Below are 21,257 nucleotides of genomic sequence, written 5' to 3'. Positions count from 1 at the left end.
GAGGTAATATGTCAACACAACAGCATCAACACTCTTCAAGCTGTGGCGCGAACTGCCGCTCCTCTGCGCCTCACGCAACAACGTTCAAAAAAATCAGCAAAATCAAGCATGAAGACCCACATTCGGCAGGATGTTGCAGTGAATCTGCCCCGCTAGCGGCGGCGTCATGCTGCAGCACCAGCCAACCCAGTGGGCACTCACATACTCAAGACGGATGCTGTAGCAGTGATACAGACGACGGCGGAAGCGGGGACGAAGAAGGTCCCGGCAATCTGGGCGCAGCCCTGCCTGGCACCCAGCGTTATAGCTGGCTGGTGTCCGGTATGGATTGCCCGAGCTGCGCCCGTAAAATAGAGAACGCGGTCAGTGGCCTGGCCAACGTTAGCCATGCCAAAGTGTTGTTCGCCACCGAAAAGCTGGTCGTTGATGCGGCGCAAAGCGTCTCTGCGGAAAGTTTTTCCTCACAGGTGGCTCAGGCCGTTGAGGCCGCTGGCTTCACCCTGAGAAAATCAGAGATAACTCAGGCTTCCCCTTCCCGCCTGAAAGAATATGCCCCTCTGATTACGCTGATTATCCTGATGCTACTCAGCACAGCACTGGCACAACTCTCTCCTCAATGGGGGAAAATCGCCTTTACCGCCACCACGCTGGTCGGCCTGTGGCCAGTGCTACGTCAGGCAATTCGACAGACGCGCAGCGGAACGCCATTTGCTATCGAAACGCTGATGAGTATTGCCGCCATCGGCGCGTTGTTCATTGGTGCCACCGCCGAAGCGGCAATGGTTCTGCTGCTGTTTATGGTCGGAGAGAAACTCGAAGCCTTTGCCGCCAGCCGCGCACGAAGCGGGGTAAAATCCTTAATGGCACTCATCCCCGAGAACGCCCGTAAGAAAGTGGCTGACGGCATGCAAACAGTATCGGTCGCCAGTCTGCGTCCAGGCGATATTATCGAGGTTGCCCCCGGAAGCCGCCTGCCGGTGGATGCCGTGCTGATGCAGGCCGCCGCCAGCTTCGATGAAAGTGCGTTAACCGGTGAATCGATGCCGGTCGAACGCCTACCGGATGAGAAAATTCCAGCGGGCAGCCTGTGCGTCGACAACGTTGCGCAACTGCGCGTTGCCTCTGCGCCAGGCCGAAGCGCGATTGACCGCATCCTTCAACTGATTGAAGAGGCGGAAGAACGCCGTGCGCCAATCGAGCGCTTCCTCGATAGCTTCAGCCGCTACTACACGCCGGTCATTATGCTCATGGCACTGCTGGTAATCCTTATTCCACCGCTGGCGATGGGCCTGCCATGGGAAACCTGGATTTACCGTGGTCTGACGCTGCTGTTGATTGGCTGCCCTTGTGCGCTGGTTATCTCCACGCCCGCCGCGATCACCTCGGGTCTCGCCGCGGCCACTCGTCAGGGTGCGCTGATAAAAGGCGGCGCCGCGCTCGAACAGCTAGCGTTGGTAGAAACTATCGCGCTGGACAAGACCGGTACGCTGACCGAAGGAAAACCCGAGGTCACCGACGTGATTACACTGGCCGATATTGCGCAAGAACAACTGCTAATGCTAGCCGCCTCGGTTGAGGTCGGCTCGCATCACCCGTTGGCGAAGGCCATTCTGGCAGCCGCTCCCGACGTTAACCCGCCCTCCGCCGAACGCCGCCGTGCACTTGCAGGTATCGGGGTTGAGGGTTGGATAGACGGCAAACGCATTCTGGTTTCAGCGCCTAAGTCTCTCTCGGAGTCGACGTTGTCTCCCGCCGTCGTTGCGCAAATTACCGCGCTGGAGTCCGCCGGTAAAACGGTGGTGGTGGTGTTGGAAGATACTCGCGCGCTCGGCCTGCTGGCGATGCGGGACAAGCTGCGCGACGACGCCATTAGCGCACTGGCCGAACTGAAAAGCCTGGGTATTGAAACGGTGATGCTGACCGGTGACAACCCGCTTGCGGCGCAAAGTATCGCCGCAAGACTGGGTATCGAGTTCAAGGCTGGGTTGCTGCCCGCCGATAAGGTACAGGCTGTGACGCAGCTAAGTCAGCAGCGAGTGACGGCGATGGTCGGTGACGGGATTAATGATGCGCCTGCGATGAAAGCGGCACGGATTGGCATTGCGATGGGCAGCGGAACCGATGTGGCGTTGGAAACGGCAGACGCCGCGCTGACGCACAATCGCCTGAGCGGTCTGGCGCAGATGATTCGCCTTTCGCGGGCGACGCGAGCCAACATTCGTCAGAACATCTCTATCGCCCTTGGCCTGAAGGCCGTGTTCCTGGTAACAACGCTGCTTGGTCTGACGGGCCTCTGGCTTGCCGTGCTGGCAGACTCGGGCGCTACGGCGTTGGTCACCGCCAACGCGCTGCGCCTGCTCAGGAAAAAATCATAAAATAATCAGGCGGAAAGGCTTGTCGATAATAAAGGGCACTGGCGTAATTATGCGCCCGTGCCTTTTTTTAGCAGGTAACGGTAAGGCAGATGTTCGGTATCTGACGCCAGCAGCTGATGTTCCATGAAACGGCAAAAGCCCGGAATATCACGAGTGGTAGCCGGATCGTCAGCCAGGATCAGCAGCGTTTCACCGTCATTCATCTTACGCACGGTTTTACGGATCATCATGACTGGCTCAGGGCAGCGCAGGCCCAGTGCGTCCAGTTGGTGGTCGGCATCGTTAAATACATCGCTCATTTTTACTCTCTTTCAGTTCTTTTCAGCCCATTTTACGGGCAACACCTTAAGCCGCGACAGTTTACCCCGCAAATTAATCTGAGCAAGGCGCAGTTGGTGCTTCAATGGTGATAGCCTTTTGTTGCGCAAACGTATAGTATGCGCGCCGCGGTAGTAAAATCACCGTTTTCAGTGCAAAATTTACGCTTTACGTCTAATGAAGTTATTGGGTTCCCTCACCCCAAACACTAAAAAGGTCACAATTTATGTATTCGTTTACAGCTCAACAGCGGTTTTCCGCGTTGGTATGGCTTTCGCTTTTCCATATCGCCATCATTACCTCCAGTAACTATCTGGTGCAATTACCCGTATCGATCTTTGGTTTTACCACCACCTGGGGCGCGTTTACCTTTCCGTTTATTTTCCTCGCCACTGATTTAACGGTACGCATCTTTGGTGCACCGCTGGCGCGACGGATCATTTTGTCGGTGATGGTGCCCGCTTTGGTTATCTCCTATTTCATCTCCGCGCTCTTTTATCAGGGCAGTTGGCAGGGATTTGCGTCGCTCAGCAGCCTGAACGTGATGGTTGCCCGCATCGCAACCGCCAGCTTTATGGCCTACGTACTCGGCCAAATCCTTGATGTACAGGTGTTTAACCGTCTTCGCCAGCGTAACAGCTGGTGGGTGGCACCGACGGCAGCAATGTTTTTGGGCAATATTAGCGACACGCTGGCCTTCTTCTTTATTGCGTTCTATAAAAGTAGCGATGCCTTCATGGCGCAGCACTGGGTCGAGATTGCGCTGGTGGACTACAGCTTTAAATTGCTCATTTGTCTGATTTTCTTCCTGCCGATGTACGGTATGCTGCTGAACGTCCTGCTTAAGCGCCTGGCTCATTCAGGTAAAAGCGATGCTGTAGCGTTTAACGACGACACAAAAGCCGCCAATATCTGACTTGCTTTTCGGCCTTGAATAGGTTGCCATAAAGGCCGTGAAGTCAATTACCTAACCGCGTTCCGCACGTTGGCGGTCCCGTTGGGTGTAGAGTGCGTGAAACTTAAAGGAAGCCCTATGCACAAATTAGCCAAGTTTATGGGAATAACACTGCTGGTTGCCGGTTTGGCAGCTTGCGATGGCAAAACCGACGATAAAACTGCTTCGGCAGACAAAGGGGCTACGCCGGCAGCGGCGACGACAACGCAACAGGTAAGCCTGCTTAACGGCAAACTGGCGTTCTCACTGCCGCAGGGAATGAGCGACCAGAGCGGCAAGCTCGGCACTCAGGCCAACAATATGCACGTTTACGCGGATAAAACCGGGCAGAAAGCGGTGATCGTCATTCTGGGTGACTCAACGCCGGACTCTCTGGAAGTTGTGGCAAACCGTCTGGAACAGCAGCAACGCGACCGCGACACCAATCTGCAAGTGGTTACCAACAAGTCCATTCAGGTTAACGGGCAGACCTTGCAGCAGTACGACAGCGTGATCAACGCTGCGGGTCAGAAAGCGTATTCGTCTATCGTGCTGGCGAAGATCGATAACCAGCTGATGACCATGCAAATTACGATGCCAGCTGACAACCAGCAGCAGGCCCAGACCGACGCCGAAGCGATTATCGCTACGCTGAAGGTGCAGTAAAGAGTTATCAACACGTCCAAGGCCCTCTTTCGCGTGTCTTGCCCCTGCTCAGTGAGAAAACACCAGGCGGCATGAGTTAAAGCCGGTCAGGAATTTTCAGCAAAAGGGCCGCCCGTTTTACAACGGGCGGCCCTTGATGCTTCTGACAGTACGCGTTAGCGGTCGTTATTCAGATACATTCTGCGCAAATAGTGGGGAACGGCATCGTCGGCGTTAGAACCAATGATTTCAGCCTCAGGCATTGCGGCCTTCAGACGCGGCAATGAACCGCTCATCAGACAGCCTTTGCCTGACATGTTTAACATCTCAAGGTCGTTCATACCATCACCAAACGCGATACAGTCTTTCAACGTATAGCCCATCAGTTTTGAGACCTCTTCAAGCGCGTGCCCTTTCGACACCCCACCGGCCATCACTTCCAGACAGACCGGCAGCGAGAAACTTACGTTAACGCGGTCGCCCCAGCGTGCAATGATCGCCTCTTCGAGCGGGATCAGCTTCTCGTGATCGTCACAGGTGAAATAGACCTTGGCGATACCGTCGGTCTCAAGCAGACCCGGTTGATAGAGTTGGTATTTGAAAATCGACTCCTTGAAGAAGTCCTCCTGATCGCGACGATCGCGGTTCATGAACCAGTCATCGTTGCGATAAACATTGGTCAGAATGTCTGGGTTGTCGTGCGCAATCGCGAACAGGTCTTCGGCGATGTCAGGTGCCAGATTATGGCTGAAAATCAGCTCGCCTTCGGTGTTGTGCACTCGTGCGCCGTTGGAGGTTATCATGTAGGCACTGATCCCCAGATTATCGCGCATCTGCGCAACGTCGATATGGTGGCGTCCGGTGGCAAAAACAAAGTGAATGTCACGCTGGGTCAACAGCTGCAGGGTCTCTTTGGCGAAAGGGCTCAGGGTATGATCGGGTGACAGCAGTGTGCCATCTAAATCGGAAGCAACAACATGATACATAGCGTTAGGTTCTAACCTCTGATGGAGTTGTGCGCGGCGAGCCGCGGTTTACGTCTTGCGCGCGAAAAAGCGCATGGTGGCGTCTAGCGCCTTTGCCCGCATAGCGTCCCGCTCAAACAGGATCTCATGGCGTGCGCCTTCGATGACCAGCGGTTTACCCCCTTCACAAGGATGCCCGGCAACGGCCATGGCCTGACAAAAAGCGGTGTGGGATCGGTTATCGACAACGTGATCCTCACTCGCCTGCAATAACAGCACCGGGGTGGTGATTTTTTTGGCTTCCTGCAGAATCTGCATACCGGCCTGAATACTTTCACGCACCCAGTGGTAGGTTGGTCCACCTACCCGTAACTCAGGATAATCAGAGTAAAAACGCTGGTTACGGCGATAGCGCTCGCGGCTGTGGGTCAGCCGATTGACCACAAACGGCAGAGGCCGCCAGCTGCCGGTACCCATGGCGTAGCCATCGCGATACATCGGTCGGCGTTCGGCTAAGTTAAGGATTTTTCGTGTCAGCCAGCTCGGCATGCGCAGGTAAATACCGGTCATCGGCGCACACAGCACCGCGGCGTCAAAGTTTTTCGGCTCCCGCGCCAGGAACAGCGCAAGAATCGCCCCGCCCATCGAATGCGCCAGCGCAAACTTTTTGGCGTAATTGCGTGGCGCAATCTCGAGCTTGTAAAAGGTCGACAGGTCTTTCACGTAATCATCGAAGTTCTGCACGTGCCCACGATGCGGGTCTTTCAGCAGTCGGCCTGAACGCCCCTGCCCGCGATGATCGACAATCATCACGTCATAGCCGCAGTGAAACAGATCGTAGGCCAGCTCGGGATATTTTACGTAGCTTTCGACACGTCCCGTTGACACAAATATGACTTTATCATGACTGGGGGAACAAAAACGGACATAGCGGATCGGGACGTTATCGACCCCGATAAATTCGCCTTCAATTCTGGTACGCCAAAAGTCCAGCAGCGGACCCATCGCAAAGGCCGAAAAGCCGTATTCACGCGTTAACCACCGATCGTAATTTGATGACATCGACTGTCCCAGGGCAAAAATAAAGCGTGGAGAAATTATGTTGTTTTCGGGCTGTAGCGCAATTTTAAACAATAGCGTATTGTGCCACAAAAAGACGCATCTCAATAGATTTCAAGCTGCACGGTCAGCATCAAAGGAGAACGACAATGACATTGGACTGGTGGCTGACTTATCTGCTCACGACTTCAATTTTAAGCCTGTCGCCGGGGTCTGGCGCAATTAATACCATGAGTACAGGCATCAGCCATGGCTATCGCGGTGCAGTGGCGTCCATCGCCGGGCTGCAAACAGGCCTATCGATCCATATCGTGCTGGTCGGCATCGGCCTTGGCGCACTGGTGTCTCAGTCGCTGTTGGCGTTCGAGATTTTAAAATGGTGCGGAGCGGCCTATCTCATCTGGCTCGGTATCTGCCAGTGGCGTACCTCGGGCGCTATCAACATGAACGCGCTGGCGAGCAGCATGCCGCGCCGCAAGCTGTTTAAACGCGCGGTGCTGGTTAACCTGACCAACCCGAAAAGCATCGTGTTTCTTGCCGCGCTGTTCCCGCAGTTTATAATTCCCCACCAGCCGCAGGTCGCGCAGTATCTGGTGCTGGGGGTGACGACCGTGGTGGTCGATATTATCGTAATGATTGGCTATGCCACGCTGGCAAAACGCATCGCCGGCTGGATAAAAGCACCGAAACAGATGACGCTGCTGAACCGCATCTTCGGCTCGCTGTTTATGATGGTCGGCCTGCTGTTGGCGACGGCGCGTAAAATCTGACCGCGAATGCTTCAAAAAAAAGGGCGTCCTATTGAGGCACGCCCTTTTTTTATGAATACGACCCTGCGTTAACGAGAAATAATCAGGTGGATGCCGATACCGGCAAACAGTACGCCAGCCACGCCGTCAATCCATTTGGCCAGACGTTGGTAGCCACGGCGCATCACCGGCAGCGCGAAGACCATGGTCACCACGGTGAACCATGCCAGTGTCTCAATGCAGATCAAGGCAAACAGGCCCCAACGCTCGCCGCTGCCAACGCTGTCACCTACAAAGAGTGAGAAGATACTGCCGAAATAGATAACTGCCTTCGGGTTGGAAAGATTGGTCAGCAAACCGCGCATAAAGGTTTTGCCCCGCGCAGGAAGTTTCACCGGTTGGCTCTCAGAGGCCAAAGTGCCGGCGGCCTTTTTAGCACGCGCTGATTTCAGCAGTTGCCAGCCCATCCAGCAAAGATACAGGCCACCGCCGACGGTAATAATCTGGTGCAGCCAGGCCATTTTCTCCAGCAGCAGATGCAGGCCCATCAAGGCTACCGCGGCCCAGACCATCACGCCAAGCGTAATACCCAACACGGCCATCATCGCCTCACGGCGAGAGCGGCTCATGGCAGTCTGGGAAACGAAGAAAAAGTCCGGTCCCGGTGACATCAATGCAACAAGATGCACGGCGGCGACGGTTAAAAACAGAATTATCATTTTTACTGCTCCCTTTTTGACACTGACTCATTCGACTCTTAACAGGCCGGCCATTGTACTCATTCGTCGTCGTTATCGATGTGATCGCGGATCAACGCCATAAATGGACGCCCAAATTTCTCAAGCTTGCGCTGGCCGACGCCGGTAATGCCCAGCATTTCTCCCGGACTGACCGGCAGCTGTTCCGCCATCTCCAGCAGCGAAGTGTCGTTAAATACCACGTAAGGCGGAACGTTTCCTTCATCCGCCAATGACTTACGCAGCTTACGTAGTTTGGCAAACAGTTTGCGGTCATAGTTGCCGCCATAGGTTTTCTGAGTATTGCTGCCGCGAATCTTCAGCGTTTGCAGACGCGGCACCGCCAGCTGCATCTCGACCTCACCGCGCAGCACCGGTCTTGCGGCCTCGGTAAGCTGTAGCGCGGAGTGCATAGCGATATTCTGGGTAATCAGTCCCAGATGAATAAGCTGGCGCACCACGCTTATCCAGTGCTCGTTGCTTTGTTCACGGCCCATGCCGTAGATAGGCAGCTTGTCGTGCCCGTATTCGCGGATACGCTGATTGTTCGCGCCACGCAGCACCTCGACGATATAGCCCAGACCGAAGCGTTGGCCGACGCGATAAACGCAGGACAATGCCTTCTGGGCGTCCATCAGCCCGTCATAGCGTTTGGGTGGGTCGAGGCAGATGTCACAGTTGCCGCAGGCCTCCTGTTTGCCCTCACCAAAGTAGTTCAGCAGGACCAAACGACGACAGGTCTGCGCCTCGGCAAAAGCGCCCATCGCGTTGAGCTTGTGGCGTTCAACGTCCTGCTGCGGCCCCGCCGGTTTTTCATCAAGACAACGGCGCAGCCACGCCATATCGGCCGGATCGTAAAGCAGTAGCGCCTCGGCGGGCAGGCCGTCACGTCCTGCACGACCCGTTTCCTGGTAATAAGACTCGATATTGCGCGGGATATCAAAATGCACCACAAAACGCACGTTGGGTTTGTTGATGCCCATGCCAAAGGCCACGGTCGCGACCACGATTTGCACGTCATCGCGCTGGAAGGCTTCCTGAACCTGGGAACGGCGTTCATTGTCCAGTCCGGCGTGGTAAGCGCCCACGCTGATACCGCGACTTTGCAGACGCGCGGCGGTGTCTTCTACCTTGGCACGGCTGCCGCAGTAAATGATGCCGCTTTTACCGCGCTGGTCCTGCACAAAGCGTAAAAGCTGATCCAGAGGTTTAAACTTCTCGACCAAGGTATAGCGAATATTGGGGCGGTCAAAGCTGCTGACCTGCACCAGCGGGTCGTTGAGCTCAAGCAGGCGAACGATATCGTTGCGGGTCGCTTCGTCGGCGGTGGCCGTCAGGGCAATCACCGGCAGCTGTGGATAGCGTAATTTCAGTTGACCGAGCGCGCGATATTCAGGACGGAAGTCGTGGCCCCACTGAGAAATACAGTGCGCCTCATCGACCGCCAGCATCGCCGGGTTCCACTGTTGCAGTTGCTCAAGGAAATCGCCCATGGTCAGACGCTCAGGGGCGATGTAGAGCATTTTTATGCGACCGCTGCGGCAGCCCGCCATCACCTCAAGCTGCTGCTCGCGGGTCTGGGTTGAATTCAGGCATCCGGCTTCGACACCGGCGGCCATCAGCTGATCGACCTGATCTTTCATCAGGGAGATAAGCGGAGACACCACCAGCGTCAGGCCGTCCATCACTAGCGCAGGAATCTGATAACACAGCGACTTACCGCCGCCGGTTGGCATCACCACCAGGCAATCTTTGCCGGAGATGGCTGCGTTTATGATCGTTTGCTGACCTGGTCGAAATTGCTGATAGCCGAAGGTATCGCGCAATACCTGTTCTGCCAGCAACTCCTTATTTATCACTGCCGCCGTTGACACTCGTTTCCCCAAAATTTGATGACACTCGGCACTTCTTCTTAAGTAACAGGAAGATAGTGCCGAGCTATGCTGGTGCCGATCGGTCGGTCACATAATATCGTTCATCATGATACCAATACCGACGCGAGTCTGCTTGTAGTTGTAGTCAATCAATGACTCGCCGTAGCCGCTAAACAGCTGAGTATAGAAGCGAACATGGCGGGTAATCGGATAACTCCAGCCCAGTTCTGCACCGCCGTAGCCAGTGTTCCAGTTGTAACGGCTGGTCACGCTGATCACGCTCTCACCCACGGCGTAACCGATTTTAAGCTGGTAATAACCCATATACTTGGTTATGTCCGGATTATCATCATTATCTTTGTTTTCTGGAATACGGTACCAGGGTTTGACCTCAACCTGCCAGTCTCCACGCTGCGCCATGAAGCGCGCATACACGCGGTTCCAACTGCGGGAAGTCGGGTCAGCGCGGCCGTTGGACTGGTGGTTTAGGCCGTATTCGGCTTCACGCAGCGTCCAGCCAAGGACCTCGTAGTCCGTCGCCCAGGCGAGGAACAGCTGAGGTTCATAGTTGGTCTCGCGAAAAGGCGAAGACTCGGCGCTGTTAGATACCTGCCAGAATGACTTCTGCGTATAAGACGCGCCCAGCACCGAGTTATCACCGGCAATACCGCGCCACAGCGGGAATGCGAGGCTCAGCTGAAATTTGAGCTCGTCGTTTTTGGCATTGTCAGCCCAGTTGTAGGACTGGATAGCCTCTTTGTTGATATGATTGGTATACGTATAAATAACGTAGTTTGTATCATAAGGATAAAGCGTAAACGGATTATCGTGTTCTTGAAGCATATTGGCGATAATACTGCCACGTACGCTCGGCGCATCGTGCACATCTTGAATCTTAGCTTCATCAGCGTAGCTGAGTAACGGTGCTGTCAACATAGCAGCCCCAACAGCCCAAAAATTACGCATCCTTCCTCCACCCCAAAAAAGTTCTGCCGCTCGTCGGCACAGTTGTTATTTATTGATACATTTAGAATAAAAAGCAGGCCATTCTACACACAAATTAAAAGCTGTTTAGGATTAGCATGAGTAGGCTAGAAATCAATCATGCCGATGCCTAAAATCAAAAATTAATGTGAATTCGAACACTCTCCCCATTCATGGATTATCAGGAAATTTTCATGTCCGTTACGCCGTTGAGTCACGATGCCGCTCGCCAGTTAATTGGTGAGATTTTTATTTACGACATGCCGTTTAATCGCGAGCTTGGTCTGGAACTTCAGCGCCTGGATAACGGCTACGCCGAGCTGACGTTCAAAAATCAAAACAAACTGGTGGGTAACGCCGTACAGAAAATTCTTCATGGCGGGGTGATTGCCTCGGTGCTCGACGTGGCAGCCGGCCTGGTTTGCGTCAACAGCTCGCTGATTCGCCACGACAAACCGGACCATCCGCTGCTTGAGCCTGAACTGCGCCAGCGACTCTCTAAAATGGGCACCATTGACCTGCGCGTTGACTATCTGCGTCCCGGTCGCGGCGAGCACTTTGTTGTCAAAAGCACGCTGATCCGCGCCGGTAATAAGGTGTCGGTAGCGCGTGTAGATTTAGTTAACGAAAATGACGTACACATCGCGACAGCCACGGCAACGTATCTGGTCGGATAAAAACATCACTTAATCAGGGAATTGTCATGGATGCTAAACGGACCCGTCAGGGCGTTATTTTTGCTTTTATCGCCTACTTCATCTGGGGCATTGCGCCCGCTTACTTCAAGCTTATCAAACAGGTTCCTGCCGAAGAGATTCTGACCCATCGGGTTATCTGGTCATTCTTCTTTATGCTGTTGCTGCTGACCATTAGCCGCAGCTGGAATGGGGTGCGCAAGGTGTTCGCCACGCCGAAAAAGGTGGCTCTGCTGCTGATAAGCGCCCTGCTGGTCGGTGCAAACTGGCTGCTGTATATCTGGGCTATTAACCACGACCACATCCTCGAGGCCAGCCTCGGGTACTTCATCAACCCGCTGGTTAACGTGCTGCTGGGAATGCTGTTCCTCGGGGAGCGCTTCCGCCGTCTGCAGTGGGTCGCGGTCGTGCTGGCGCTGGCGGGAGTGCTGGTTCAGCTATGGGTCTTTGGATCCTTGCCGATTCTCGGCATCAGCATTTCGCTGACCTTCGCGTTCTACGGATTGATGCGCAAGAAGATTGCCGTCGATGCGCAGGCAGGCATGCTGATTGAAACGCTGTGGCTGCTGCCTGCCTCGGGGGTGTATCTGTTCTTTATCGCCCACAGCCCGACCAGCAATCTGGCCAATAATCCGCTTTCACTTAACTTGCTGCTGGCCTCGGCAGGCATCATTACCACTATCCCGCTGCTGTTCTTCACCGCCGCCACCTCACGCCTGAAATTCTCGACCCTGGGCTTCTTCCAGTACATCGGCCCGACGCTGATGTTCCTGCTGGCGGTGGTATTTTACGGCGAGTCGGTCAAACCGTCCCAGTTGTTGACTTTCGCTTTCATCTGGGCCGGTCTGGCGTTCTTCGTGTATGACGCACTGCGTTTTCAGCGCCAGCAGCGGAGCGACAACGCCTTAGCGGTAAAGCCCGTGAAAGCCGAGGGTTAAGAGGTTACCGGGGTGGCGCTGCGTGAGATAAAGCGCGCCATCGCCGGACCCGTGACGATAATGGTGAGCAGGCGCAGCGTCTGCATCGCCATAATAAACGAGATATCGACGTGGCTTCCGGCCGCGATAATCGCCACCGTATCCAGCCCGCCTGGGCTGGTCGCCAGATATGCCGTCAACATATCCACATGCAGAATCTGGGTCAGCACCCAGGCCATCGCTCCGCACAACAGCATAAGCCCGATAATTGATGCCATCATCTGCGGCAGCGTACGCAGTGCCAGCTTGAAGATCGGACGGGTAAAGCGCAGCCCCACGCTCCAGCCGATAAAGGTATAGGCAATCGCCAGCAGCCATTCAGGCACCTGTAACAGCACAGTCCCAGTCGAATGCAGAAAGGCACCGGCCACCGCCGGAATGAGCAGCGCCCCGGAGGGAATGCGCAGCTTGGGGGCAAGCCAGACACCGACCAGCGCCAGCGCAGGTGTAACCAGGAAGTCCCCGTCAAGAGACGGGAACCACTCGACGGCGGCCGCGCCCGTCATCTGATCCCCAAGGCTCATGCGCGCCACGAAAGCCGCAGCAGTAGCCACAAATAGCACCCGCAGATACTGCATAAACGCCACCAGACGCACGTCCGCACCAAAGTCACCGGCCATTGCCACCATCGCACTCGCGCCGCCGGGAGAAGACCCCCACGCGCCGGTCGGCCCCGGCAAATTGCTGAACTTAACCAATAGCCAGCCTGAAAGGCCGCTCGCCAGCAGAGTACAAATCAGCACCACCAGCACTAAAAACCAGTCGTGTAATAGAGGAGGAAGAATCGAGGGAGACAGCGCCTGCGCAATCATGCAGCCAATCACGCCCTGGGCGATTTTGAAGCACAGCGGGGGAATACGCACCGTGGCGCCAAACAGCCCCATCACGACGCCGACAATCATCGGCCCAAGCAGGAGCGCAGCAGGCACATTAAAGTACTGAAATATAAAACCTAAAATCAGCGACGCTACGATAAGAAAACACCACTGGGCGGCAGGAGCCATCCTTTCCATCAACATTTATCGAGTCTTCGTTAAATCAACAGGAGGGATATTCTTAACATATTTTGCGCGACAAGGGGTATGCCATGGGCGGGATTTCCCCGGCGAACCGGGGATTCAAAACCTTTACAGCCAGTTTTTTCTCTTAAAGTACAGATAAGGCGCGAGGCCCGCGAGCAGCATCAGCACCAGCGCCGCCGGGTAGCCGAAGGTCAGCTTCAACTCTGGCATAAACTCGAAGTTCATCCCATAGCTCGACGCCACAAGCGTAGGTGGCAGGAACACCACCGACACCACCGAGAAGATTTTGATGATGCGGTTCTGCTCGATATTGATAAAGCCCATCGCCGCCTGCATCAGGAAGTTCACCTTCTGGAACAGCGATTCGTTGTGCGGCAACAGGGACTCGATGTCACGCAGCACTTCACGCGCCTGCTCCAGCTGTTCACCCGGTAAACGCGCCTTGCGCACCAGGAAGTTCAATGCACGCTGGGTATCCATCAGACACAGACGTACCTTCCAGCCAATGTCTTCCAGCTCGGCCAGCGTCGAAAGCGCGGCGTCGTACTCGTCGCCCTGATGCCCTTCCATGATTACGCGGCTCAGCTTTTCAAGATCGCTGTAGATGTTTTCGATTTCGTCGGCCAGCTGTTCGATTTTAGTTTCGAACAGGTCCAGCAGCAACTCGTAGGCATTACCGTCGGTAAGCTGCTGATTTCTGGCGCGCATGCGGTAAAGACGAAACGCAGGCAGTTCACGTTCACGCAGGGTGTACAGGCGCCCGTCGCGAATGGTGAATGCTACGGTGCTGTTTCCCGCATGGTCTTCGGCATCTTCGTAATAGAAAAATGAGTGAATGTGCAGCCCGTCTTCGTCTTCAAAAAAACGTGCCGACGCTTCGATATCGTCCAGTTCTGGCCGGGTTGCCAGACTTTGCCCTAACTCATTCTGGACGCGTTCACGCTCCAGCTCGTCAGGCTCAACCAAATCGACCCACAGAGAATCGCAAAGCGAACTCTCTGCTTCATCCAGTTCCAAACGGGATAAGCGGCTGTTATCTAATTTAAAAGCACTCAGCATGTGCCCGTTCTCCCTAATGGTGACAGGTATGGACAACGCATTGAAGCACAGCGGGGAAACACAGGGTGAAGGTCACCGTTATATTTCAGACCCGATTCCGGTCTGACTCACAGCGACATTTTTGAGGTCGCTGACAACCACCTAGAGTGGGTTCGAAATCCATACCTTCGAGGTACATTTCGAACCAGCTCTGCGGCCATCAGCAATGAGGATGGCCTTAGAAGTGGAACCTGCTTAACAGATTGTTGAGCCAGTATCTACTGGGTGCGTCCAAGGCGAAAATCCTCATAAATAATAGTGCGCGCATGTTACGCCGATAAGAAAAAGACTGTCAACCGGCAAGGCGCCTAATTCCGCAACATTTCGGCATAATTTTCAACCGCCCATCGCCGCGCGAGATGCTTACCACAGCGGGATTTTTTGACTACACTCAGTCTCAAACCAAATACCACGTAATCCCTTTCCGGCACACCTTTCAGGATAAAAAAATGACCAAGCAGATCACCCGTGAAAACCTGACCCAGCTTGCCGCCAAGGCAAGTGAATCACCTCGTTTACGCACCAACCTGAACCTGCATCCGGACGTCAACGACCCGGTTCAACGTCTGGCCGTGACGATGGATAAAGAGAGCTATGTGCGCATTCACCGTCACCCTCATACCTGGGAATTATTGAGTACGCTGACCGGTCGTCTTGTTGTATTGATTTACAATTCTGCTGGGCAGATTACCGACCGTTTGGTGCTGGGCGAAGAAACCCGCACGTTGGAAATTCCTGCTGGCGTCTGGCATAGCGCCATCGCACTGGACAACGGTTCGACATTCCTGGAGATCAAGCAGGGCCCTTACGTTCCCGTACCTGAGGAAGATACCTTCCCGGGTAGCCCGGCCGAAGGCGATGACAAATCCCAGGCGACCATGGCGTGGTATCTCACCGCCAAGGTCGGGGACACAGTGAAGTTCTAAAGTTCGGCGCGTAACTGAGCTCAAAATGGCGAGTCTGATAGCCCATCCAGGCCTATACCGCCTCAAGACGGGCGTAGGCCGCTACCAGCCATTTAATGCCTTCTCCCGGGAAGGCAATCTGTAAGCGGCTGTGCTCGCCGCTGCCTTCGAGATTAACGATAGTGCCTTCACCAAATTTCGGATGACGCACGCGTTGGCCAAGGGTGAAGCCACTGTCGTTATTGCTCAGCACGGGCGTGCCCATGCTCCTGTGGCTCACCTGACGGGTCACGCTGGCGCGTAAACGCACCTCTTCGACGCAGTTTTCCGGCAGTTCACCGACAAAGCGTGAAGGCCGATGATAAACCTCTTTGCCATACAGGCGGCGGGTCTCGGCGTAGGTCAGCGTCAGCTTTTTCATGGCACGTGTCACGCCAACGTAGGCCAGACGACGTTCCTCCTCAAGACGACCGCCCTCATCGAGCGACATCTGACTCGGAAACATCCCCTCTTCCATCCCGACGATAAACACCTGCGGGAACTCCAGCCCTTTGGCCGAGTGCAGCGTCATCAGCTGAACGGCGTCCTGATAGGCGTCGGCCTGCCCTTCTCCGGCTTCAAGCGCCGCATGAGACAGGAACGCCTGTAGCGGCATCAGATCCTGGTCTTCGTCCTGATAGCTAAACTGGCGGGTTGCCGTCACCAGTTCCTCAAGGTTTTCGATTCGCGCCTGACCTTTTTCGCCCTTCTCCTGCTCATACATGATGAACAGGCCAGAATCCTTGATAACGCGGTCAGTCTGCACGTGCAGCGGCATGTCGGCGGTCTCGTGCGCCAGCGCATCCACCAGTTCGGTGAAACGTTGCAGCGCTGAAGCCGCACGTCCGGCCAGCACTTTCTCTTGCAACAGCACCCGCGTGGCCTGCCACATGGTCATCTGGCGGTCGCGGGCGGTCTGGCGCACCACATCAAGCGTTCTGTCGCCGATGCCACGCGTCGGGGTGTTTACCACGCGCTCGAAGGCCGCGTCGTCGTTACGGTTGGCCATCAGACGCAGATAGGCCAGTGCGTCTTTTATCTCCTGGCGTTCGAAGAATCTCTGTCCGCCGTAGATGCGATAAGGCATCGCCATTTGCAGCAGGGCTTCTTCCAGCACGCGTGACTGGGCGTTGCTGCGATACAAAATGGCGCAGTCGTTCAATGCCCCGCCGTTGTCCTGCCACGCCTTGATGCGGTTAACCACAAAGCGGGATTCATCCAACTCGTTGAAGGCGCAGTAAAGCGAAATCGGCTCGCCTTCGACGTCTTCGGTCCAAAGATTTTTACCCATGCGCCCGTTGTTATTGGCGATCAGGGCATTGGCAGCGGTCAGAATGGTACTGGTGGAACGATAGTTCTGTTCGAGGCGGATAGTCTCCGCGCCGGGGAAATCGTGCAGGAATCGCTGGATGTTCTCGACCTGCGCGCCGCGCCAGCCGTAGATAGACTGGTCATCGTCGCCGACAATCATCACGTTATTGTTTTCACCGGCCAGCAGGCGGATCCAGGCATACTGGATGCTGTTGGTATCCTGAAATTCGTCAACCATCAGATTGGTAAAGCGGTCGCGGTAGTGCTGCAAGATGTGCGGCTTGTTGAGCCACAGCTCGTGGGCGCGCAGCAGCAGTTCGGCGAAATCGACCAGCCCAGCGCGATCGCAGGCTTCCTGGTAGGCCTGATAGATGCGCAGCCAGGTCGCTTCGACCGGATTACCATAGCTCTCGACGTGCTGCGGACGCAGACCTTCGTCTTTTTTGCCGTTGATGTACCACATTGCCTGACGCGGCGGCCACTGTTTCTCGTCGATATTCAGCGCCTTGATGATGCGTTTGAGCAGACGTAGCTGGTCATCGCTGTCGAGTATCTGGAAGTCCTGCGGCAGGTTGGCGTCGAGATGGTGAGCACGCAGCAGGCGGTGCGCGAGGCCGTGGAAGGTGCCGACCCACATGCCGCCTTGGCTGGTACCAATTAACTGTTCGATACGATGGCGCATTTCTGCCGCGGCCTTGTTGGTAAAGGTCACAGCCATAATGGAATACGGCGAGCAGTTCTCGACGGAAAGCAGCCAGGCGATGCGATGCACCAGAACCCGCGTTTTTCCGCTGCCTGCGCCCGCCAGCACTAATAAGTTGCTGCGCTTGGCGCCTACGGCTTCGCGTTGTTTTTCATTAAGGCTGTCGAGCAGGTCAGAAACGTCCATAAGCACCGTTTGTCTGGATAAAGAAATGCATCCACGGGCAAATCGATTAAAACTCGAACGCCGCATGGAGGTTTACTGCTGTTATATACAGTATTTTGCGCGAGATGGCTACCTGCGTAGATTACAGCAGCGTGGTAAGGGACGCCAATGTGTTAATCTCGATATGTGGCAGCAGGCGCGCATCCGGAATGTGCATCAGGTTGCCTTCACGCAGGTTTATCCAGCAGGCCTGCATGCCGCAGCGCACAGAACCTGCGACGTCAGTAGTCAGGTCGTCACCAACGTGAAGAATGTGCGCCAGCGGCACATTCAGGCGTTCGGCTGCCAGGTGATACATGTCGCTCCACGGCTTGGCGCGCCCGTCGCGACCGGCTACCAGCGTAAATTCGAAATACTTCGACAGGCCGAAAAGGTCGGGATTGGCATTGCCGTTGGTGATGGCCACCAGCGGAAATTTTTTGCCCAACGCGGTCAGCGTGTCGTGGGTTTCCTGCGGTACGTCGATGCGGCTGCGCCAGTGCGCGAAGTTCTGCATCGTCGCCTCTGCGCCCGCTTCGGCTTCTGCCTCACTCAGCCCGCGACGCAGCATGGTGTGATACAGCGCCTTGTGTCGCCACGCGGTAACATCATGATAAATTTCGGCATCTTGCTCCAGCAGTTCCGCACGTACCGCCCGCCACTCTGCCGATTCGATATCCGCCGTCGCCGGATGATACTGGCGTAAAAACTGCATCGTTTCCGATTCAGTGCGAACGATGACCGGATAGTTGTCGTAGAGGGTGTCGTCGAGATCGAAGGTGATCGCCTCGATCTGCTGCAGGGGGCGGTAAAACTTCATCAGGTTTTTCCTCGTTTAGCGCGGGGATGCGCGGCATCGTAAACCGACGCCAAATGTTGAAAGTCGAGGTGGGTATAGATTTGCGTGGTGGAAAGGTTGGCGTGGCCCAACAGTTCCTGTACCGCGCGCAAATCCCCACTCGACTCCAGAACGTGTGTCGCAAAAGAGTGGCGAAGCTTATGGGGGTGAATATGGCTGTTAACGCCCTGCTTGACGCCCCACTCGGCAAAGCGTTTCTGCACGTTGCGGGTGGAGATGCGACGGCCCTGATTAGACAGAAACATCGCGTCGTCTTCAGGCCCAAACAGGTCGCGCAGGGCAAGCCAGTTTTCAAGCCAGGTCACCGCCGTGCGGCCAATCGGCAGTTTGCGCTCCTTGCTGCCTTTACCCATTACCCAAATTTCACCGGAGGGCAGGTCGACGTGACCGAGATTGATGCCTACCAGCTCAGACAAACGCAGGCCCGCGCCATACATGACTTCAAGCATCGCACGGTCGCGCACGGCGAGCGGATCGTTGAGGTCGATATTCAGCAGTTGGCCTACCTCGTCAACGTCAATGTTCTTGGGCAAATGACGCGGCGCACGCGGAGTAGAAATGCCTTTGGCGGGATTAGCCTGAAGGACGCCCTGATGCACCTGCCAGTCGAGAAAACTGCGCAACGCCGAGAGACGCAGGGCGAGGCTGGAGGCACCGAGACCCGCACGCTTGCTGCGTGCGGTCAACATTCTGACCTTGGCAGCGTCGAGCTGCGCCCAGTCGGTCAGCTTGATGTCGTCGGCCATCGCTATCAACGCCTGAAGCTGGTGGTGATAACTGCTTTGCGTCAGCGGACTGAGCTGTCGCTCAACCCGCAGAAATCGTAAAAATGCCTCGACCGCGGGGAGCAGTGGCGAGTCAGTTTGGCTCATGCGCGTTCGATCCAGCGCGACAGCAGGCCCGGCAACATTTTGGCAAGCTGGTCGAGCATCACAGTGCCCATGCCCGCCTGATAGTGCTGCGGGTCACGGCTGCTGAAAATCAGCATGCCCAATTCGCCCTCTTCGCCCATCAGCGATAGTGCGACAGAGCCGACCGCCTTGGCCTGCGGCAGCACCAGTAACAGTTCCGGCCCGTTCAGGCTTCCGAGGAAGTGCTGAGTATCGCCCAGACGCTGGATGCGCAGTGACTCAAACGAGCTGCGAGTCAACGCCAGGTGAGTGAAGTCAGACGGTGCACCAATGCGCCAGCTTTCGCTGAACAACCGCACGTTGGCACCGGCAAGACCAAGACCGCGACCCCAGCGTTGCAGACGATTAAGCATATCCTGCAGGCTGGTGGCGTCAGCCAGATTGGCCTGAAGCTCAATCAGTCGGCCGAACAAGGTTTCGTTAATGGTTGCCTGTTCCATCAACAGGGTAATTTCTTCTTCCAGTTGGGCAATCTGATTGCGCTGGCGTCCGAGCTGCCACTCAACCAGTGAAATACTGCCTTTAACCGGATGCGGCACGTGCATCTGCTCAACGCTGCGCGCATTTCTGATGAAGAAATCCGGGTTTTGCAGCAGATACTGCATCACCAGTTCGTCGTCGAGCTCGGTTACGCTTTCAATCTGATCGTCAAGATTGTTCATAGATGAATAAATCCGTCGTAAACATGGGTGGCAGGGCCGGTCATATAAAGGGGATGACCCGGACCTTTCCAGCGAATGTCGAGGCTGCCTCCCGGCAGTTCCACCTGAACTTCCTCAGCGAGTAAACCCTGCTGTATTCCAACCGCCACTGCCGCACAGGCACCGCTTCCACAGGCCTGCGTCTCGCCAGCGCCACGCTCATAAACGCGCAGCTTGACGCTGCTGCGGTCGATCACCTGCATAAAGCCGACGTTGACGCGCTCAGGAAAACGTTCATGACTTTCGAGCAGCGGGCCAAGTTGTTCTACTCTGGCAGTGACTACGTCGTCAACCTGTAACACGCAGTGCGGGTTACCCATTGAGACCGCACCGCAGAGCACGGTGTGTTCTTCTGCGCGTAAAATATAGGTTTTTTCAGGCTTGGGCGCGCGGAAAGGAATTTGCTGAGGTTCGAATATTGGCTCGCCCATATTCACCTGCACCAGCTCATCTTCCGTGACCGTCAGGGTCATGCGCCCGTTCTGGGTGCTAACCTGAATATCGCGCTTGTTGGTCAGCCCTTTAATGCGCACAAATCGGGCGAAACAGCGGGCACCGTTACCGCACTGCATGACTTCACTCCCGTCGGCATTGAAGATGCGGTAGTGAAAGTCCAGTTCAGGATCGTAAGGCGGCTCGACGACCAACAGCTGATCGAAGCCCACGCCGCGGTTACGATCGGAAAGTCGACGGATCAGTTCGGGAGAGAAATAAACATTTTGAGTGACGGCGTCAACGACCATAAAGTCGTTGCCCAGGCCGTGCATTTTGGCGAACTGCATATCTTACTCCGCTTGACCCCTGGCTATCGCCAGACGTAATTACTCTGTGGCCTGCCGATTAATAAAGTTGCCCACTGTTTTTGGCCGCATTTTGGTCTGGAGAAACACCCTGAGACTGTGTCTGACCGGACTTGTCATTGGTTACCACGACTTTTTTAGCATCGGCTTTATCTGCCGGAGGAAAGTAGAGGGGACCTTTTAATCCACAGCCAGAGAGCGCAAACAGGACCATCGAGGCCAGAGACCAGCGTAATGCGGTTTTCATGTTCAGATTTTTCATTGTGATTGTTTTCATTTTATCCAGGATCTGCGATTCACCGTCCAAGCTCTCTATAATCGCAGGTGGATCATGAAAAGCAATAGGAATCGATTATCAAAAATCGGCATCGCGCGCAGCGCCGTTCAGGATA

21 protein-coding genes are annotated in these 21,257 nt (G+C 55.3%); 7 read left to right on the top strand and 14 right to left on the bottom strand.

The window, feature by feature from the left end:
- Nucleotides 1-8: 8 nt before the first annotated feature.
- Nucleotides 9-2,375 carry a zinc/cadmium/mercury/lead-transporting ATPase gene (locus tag BS640_RS10295; RefSeq protein ID WP_084912513.1) on the top strand — a complete coding sequence of 789 codons (2,367 nt, stop codon included), beginning with the start codon at nt 9-11 and terminating at the stop codon, nt 2,373-2,375.
- A 47-nt stretch (nt 2,376-2,422) separates the two neighbouring features.
- Here BS640_RS10295 and tusA read toward each other — a convergent pair whose 3' ends face one another.
- Complete coding sequence (gene tusA / locus BS640_RS10290; protein ID WP_017492361.1) at nt 2,423-2,674, bottom strand: sulfurtransferase TusA; 252 nt, start codon at nt 2,672-2,674, stop codon at nt 2,423-2,425.
- A 245-nt stretch (nt 2,675-2,919) separates the two neighbouring features.
- Here tusA and BS640_RS10285 point away from each other — a divergent pair, with 245 nt between their 5' ends.
- Both BS640_RS10285 and BS640_RS10280 read left to right on the top strand, forming a co-directional pair.
- On the top strand, nt 2,920-3,609 hold the full coding sequence (locus BS640_RS10285; RefSeq protein WP_017492360.1) for a 7-cyano-7-deazaguanine/7-aminomethyl-7-deazaguanine transporter: 690 nt from the start codon (nt 2,920-2,922) through the stop codon (nt 3,607-3,609).
- A 117-nt stretch (nt 3,610-3,726) separates the two neighbouring features.
- On the top strand, nt 3,727-4,293 hold the full coding sequence (locus BS640_RS10280) for a DcrB family lipoprotein (RefSeq protein WP_017492359.1): 567 nt from the start codon (nt 3,727-3,729) through the stop codon (nt 4,291-4,293).
- 155 nt (nt 4,294-4,448) lie between these two features.
- On the opposite strand, the gene yigL is transcribed toward BS640_RS10280, so the two are convergent.
- Both yigL and pldB read right to left on the bottom strand, forming a co-directional pair.
- Nucleotides 4,449-5,258 carry a sugar/pyridoxal phosphate phosphatase YigL gene (gene yigL / locus BS640_RS10275; RefSeq protein ID WP_017492358.1) on the bottom strand — a complete coding sequence of 270 codons (810 nt, stop codon included), beginning with the start codon at nt 5,256-5,258 and terminating at the stop codon, nt 4,449-4,451.
- 48 nt (nt 5,259-5,306) lie between these two features.
- Nucleotides 5,307-6,299: a lysophospholipase L2 gene (gene pldB / locus BS640_RS10270; protein ID WP_026110593.1), complete on the bottom strand. Its 993-nt coding sequence runs from the start codon at nt 6,297-6,299 to the stop codon at nt 5,307-5,309.
- Nucleotides 6,300-6,445: 146 nt separating this feature from the next.
- On the opposite strand from pldB, the gene rhtB reads away from it, so the two are divergent.
- Entirely contained in the window at nt 6,446-7,066 is a 621-nt protein-coding gene (gene rhtB / locus BS640_RS10265; protein WP_084912512.1) for a homoserine/homoserine lactone efflux protein, read from the top strand.
- Between the two features lie 68 nt (nt 7,067-7,134).
- On the opposite strand, the gene rhtC is transcribed toward rhtB, so the two are convergent.
- The 3 genes from rhtC to pldA form a co-directional block, all read right to left on the bottom strand.
- Entirely contained in the window at nt 7,135-7,764 is a 630-nt protein-coding gene (rhtC, locus tag BS640_RS10260) for a threonine export protein RhtC (protein ID WP_017492355.1), read from the bottom strand.
- Between the two features lie 59 nt (nt 7,765-7,823).
- The gene (recQ, locus tag BS640_RS10255) at nt 7,824-9,656 is read right to left on the bottom strand and encodes an ATP-dependent DNA helicase RecQ (RefSeq protein ID WP_026110592.1); all 1,833 of its coding nucleotides are present in this window, start codon (nt 9,654-9,656) and stop codon (nt 7,824-7,826) included.
- Between the two features lie 87 nt (nt 9,657-9,743).
- Nucleotides 9,744-10,622, bottom strand: coding sequence for a phospholipase A (pldA, locus tag BS640_RS10250; protein WP_026110591.1), 879 nt, complete (start codon nt 10,620-10,622; stop codon nt 9,744-9,746).
- 212 nt (nt 10,623-10,834) lie between these two features.
- Between pldA and BS640_RS10245 the strand changes: the two genes are divergently transcribed.
- Together BS640_RS10245 and rarD are read left to right on the top strand one after the other, a co-directional pair.
- Complete coding sequence (locus tag BS640_RS10245) at nt 10,835-11,317, top strand: thioesterase family protein (protein WP_017492352.1); 483 nt, start codon at nt 10,835-10,837, stop codon at nt 11,315-11,317.
- A gap of 26 nt (nt 11,318-11,343) precedes the next feature.
- The gene (gene rarD / locus BS640_RS10240) at nt 11,344-12,273 is read left to right on the top strand and encodes an EamA family transporter RarD (RefSeq protein ID WP_084912511.1); all 930 of its coding nucleotides are present in this window, start codon (nt 11,344-11,346) and stop codon (nt 12,271-12,273) included.
- Here rarD and BS640_RS10235 read toward each other — a convergent pair.
- Complete coding sequence (locus tag BS640_RS10235) at nt 12,270-13,316, bottom strand: AbrB family transcriptional regulator (protein ID WP_390896437.1); 1,047 nt, start codon at nt 13,314-13,316, stop codon at nt 12,270-12,272. The genes rarD and BS640_RS10235 overlap by 4 nt on opposite strands.
- A 123-nt stretch (nt 13,317-13,439) precedes the next feature.
- Nucleotides 13,440-14,393 carry a magnesium/cobalt transporter CorA gene (corA, locus tag BS640_RS10230; protein ID WP_017492349.1) on the bottom strand — a complete coding sequence of 318 codons (954 nt, stop codon included), beginning with the start codon at nt 14,391-14,393 and terminating at the stop codon, nt 13,440-13,442.
- A gap of 488 nt (nt 14,394-14,881) precedes the next feature.
- Between corA and BS640_RS10225 the strand changes: the two genes are divergently transcribed.
- On the top strand, nt 14,882-15,358 hold the full coding sequence (locus tag BS640_RS10225; RefSeq protein WP_017492348.1) for a WbuC family cupin fold metalloprotein: 477 nt from the start codon (nt 14,882-14,884) through the stop codon (nt 15,356-15,358).
- Between the two features lie 52 nt (nt 15,359-15,410).
- Here BS640_RS10225 and uvrD read toward each other — a convergent pair whose 3' ends face one another.
- The 6 genes from uvrD to lptM form a co-directional block, all read right to left on the bottom strand.
- On the bottom strand, nt 15,411-17,576 hold the full coding sequence (gene uvrD, locus BS640_RS10220; RefSeq protein WP_084912510.1) for a DNA helicase II: 2,166 nt from the start codon (nt 17,574-17,576) through the stop codon (nt 15,411-15,413).
- Between the two features lie 121 nt (nt 17,577-17,697).
- On the bottom strand, nt 17,698-18,414 hold the full coding sequence (gene yigB / locus BS640_RS10215) for a 5-amino-6-(5-phospho-D-ribitylamino)uracil phosphatase YigB (protein ID WP_017492346.1): 717 nt from the start codon (nt 18,412-18,414) through the stop codon (nt 17,698-17,700).
- Entirely contained in the window at nt 18,414-19,325 is a 912-nt protein-coding gene (gene xerC, locus BS640_RS10210) for a tyrosine recombinase XerC (RefSeq protein WP_017492345.1), read from the bottom strand. The genes yigB and xerC overlap by 1 nt, the downstream gene beginning before the upstream one ends.
- The gene (locus BS640_RS10205; protein WP_017492344.1) at nt 19,322-20,026 is read right to left on the bottom strand and encodes a DUF484 domain-containing protein; all 705 of its coding nucleotides are present in this window, start codon (nt 20,024-20,026) and stop codon (nt 19,322-19,324) included. The genes xerC and BS640_RS10205 overlap by 4 nt, the downstream gene beginning before the upstream one ends.
- Nucleotides 20,023-20,847: a diaminopimelate epimerase gene (gene dapF / locus BS640_RS10200; protein ID WP_017492343.1), complete on the bottom strand. Its 825-nt coding sequence runs from the start codon at nt 20,845-20,847 to the stop codon at nt 20,023-20,025. Before dapF ends, BS640_RS10205 begins: the two co-directional genes overlap by 4 nt.
- A 58-nt stretch (nt 20,848-20,905) precedes the next feature.
- Nucleotides 20,906-21,112: an LPS translocon maturation chaperone LptM gene (lptM, locus tag BS640_RS10195; protein ID WP_026110589.1), complete on the bottom strand. Its 207-nt coding sequence runs from the start codon at nt 21,110-21,112 to the stop codon at nt 20,906-20,908.
- Nucleotides 21,113-21,257 lie beyond the last annotated feature (145 nt).

The organism is Rouxiella badensis (assembly GCF_002093665.1).
GTDB classification, from domain to species: domain Bacteria; phylum Pseudomonadota; class Gammaproteobacteria; order Enterobacterales; family Enterobacteriaceae; genus Rouxiella; species Rouxiella badensis.
The sequence above is the reverse complement of the archived record's forward strand: the minus strand, read 5'-3'. Positions and strand labels throughout refer to the sequence as shown.

Excerpts from the sequence above, each read along its gene's own strand:
- rarD (WP_084912511.1), top strand. The coding sequence starts at position 11,344 with ATGGATGCTAAACGGACCCGTCAGGGCGTTATTTTTGCTTTTATCGCC.
- BS640_RS10295 (WP_084912513.1), top strand. The coding sequence starts at position 9 with ATGTCAACACAACAGCATCAACACTCTTCAAGCTGTGGCGCGAACTGC.
- pldB (WP_026110593.1), bottom strand. The coding sequence starts at position 6,299 with ATGTCATCAAATTACGATCGGTGGTTAACGCGTGAATACGGCTTTTCG.
- xerC (WP_017492345.1), bottom strand. The coding sequence starts at position 19,325 with ATGAGCCAAACTGACTCGCCACTGCTCCCCGCGGTCGAGGCATTTTTA.
- lptM (WP_026110589.1), bottom strand. The coding sequence starts at position 21,112 with ATGAAAACCGCATTACGCTGGTCTCTGGCCTCGATGGTCCTGTTTGCG.
- tusA (WP_017492361.1), bottom strand. The coding sequence starts at position 2,674 with ATGAGCGATGTATTTAACGATGCCGACCACCAACTGGACGCACTGGGC.
- BS640_RS10280 (WP_017492359.1), top strand. The coding sequence starts at position 3,727 with ATGCACAAATTAGCCAAGTTTATGGGAATAACACTGCTGGTTGCCGGT.
- uvrD (WP_084912510.1), bottom strand. The coding sequence starts at position 17,576 with ATGGACGTTTCTGACCTGCTCGACAGCCTTAATGAAAAACAACGCGAA.
- BS640_RS10235 (WP_390896437.1), bottom strand. The coding sequence starts at position 13,316 with ATGGCTCCTGCCGCCCAGTGGTGTTTTCTTATCGTAGCGTCGCTGATT.
- BS640_RS10225 (WP_017492348.1), top strand. The coding sequence starts at position 14,882 with ATGACCAAGCAGATCACCCGTGAAAACCTGACCCAGCTTGCCGCCAAG.
- yigB (WP_017492346.1), bottom strand. The coding sequence starts at position 18,414 with ATGAAGTTTTACCGCCCCCTGCAGCAGATCGAGGCGATCACCTTCGAT.
- yigL (WP_017492358.1), bottom strand. The coding sequence starts at position 5,258 with ATGTATCATGTTGTTGCTTCCGATTTAGATGGCACACTGCTGTCACCC.
- dapF (WP_017492343.1), bottom strand. The coding sequence starts at position 20,847 with ATGCAGTTCGCCAAAATGCACGGCCTGGGCAACGACTTTATGGTCGTT.
- BS640_RS10205 (WP_017492344.1), bottom strand. The coding sequence starts at position 20,026 with ATGAACAATCTTGACGATCAGATTGAAAGCGTAACCGAGCTCGACGAC.
- corA (WP_017492349.1), bottom strand. The coding sequence starts at position 14,393 with ATGCTGAGTGCTTTTAAATTAGATAACAGCCGCTTATCCCGTTTGGAA.
- rhtC (WP_017492355.1), bottom strand. The coding sequence starts at position 7,764 with ATGATAATTCTGTTTTTAACCGTCGCCGCCGTGCATCTTGTTGCATTG.
- pldA (WP_026110591.1), bottom strand. The coding sequence starts at position 10,622 with ATGCGTAATTTTTGGGCTGTTGGGGCTGCTATGTTGACAGCACCGTTA.
- rhtB (WP_084912512.1), top strand. The coding sequence starts at position 6,446 with ATGACATTGGACTGGTGGCTGACTTATCTGCTCACGACTTCAATTTTA.
- BS640_RS10285 (WP_017492360.1), top strand. The coding sequence starts at position 2,920 with ATGTATTCGTTTACAGCTCAACAGCGGTTTTCCGCGTTGGTATGGCTT.
- BS640_RS10245 (WP_017492352.1), top strand. The coding sequence starts at position 10,835 with ATGTCCGTTACGCCGTTGAGTCACGATGCCGCTCGCCAGTTAATTGGT.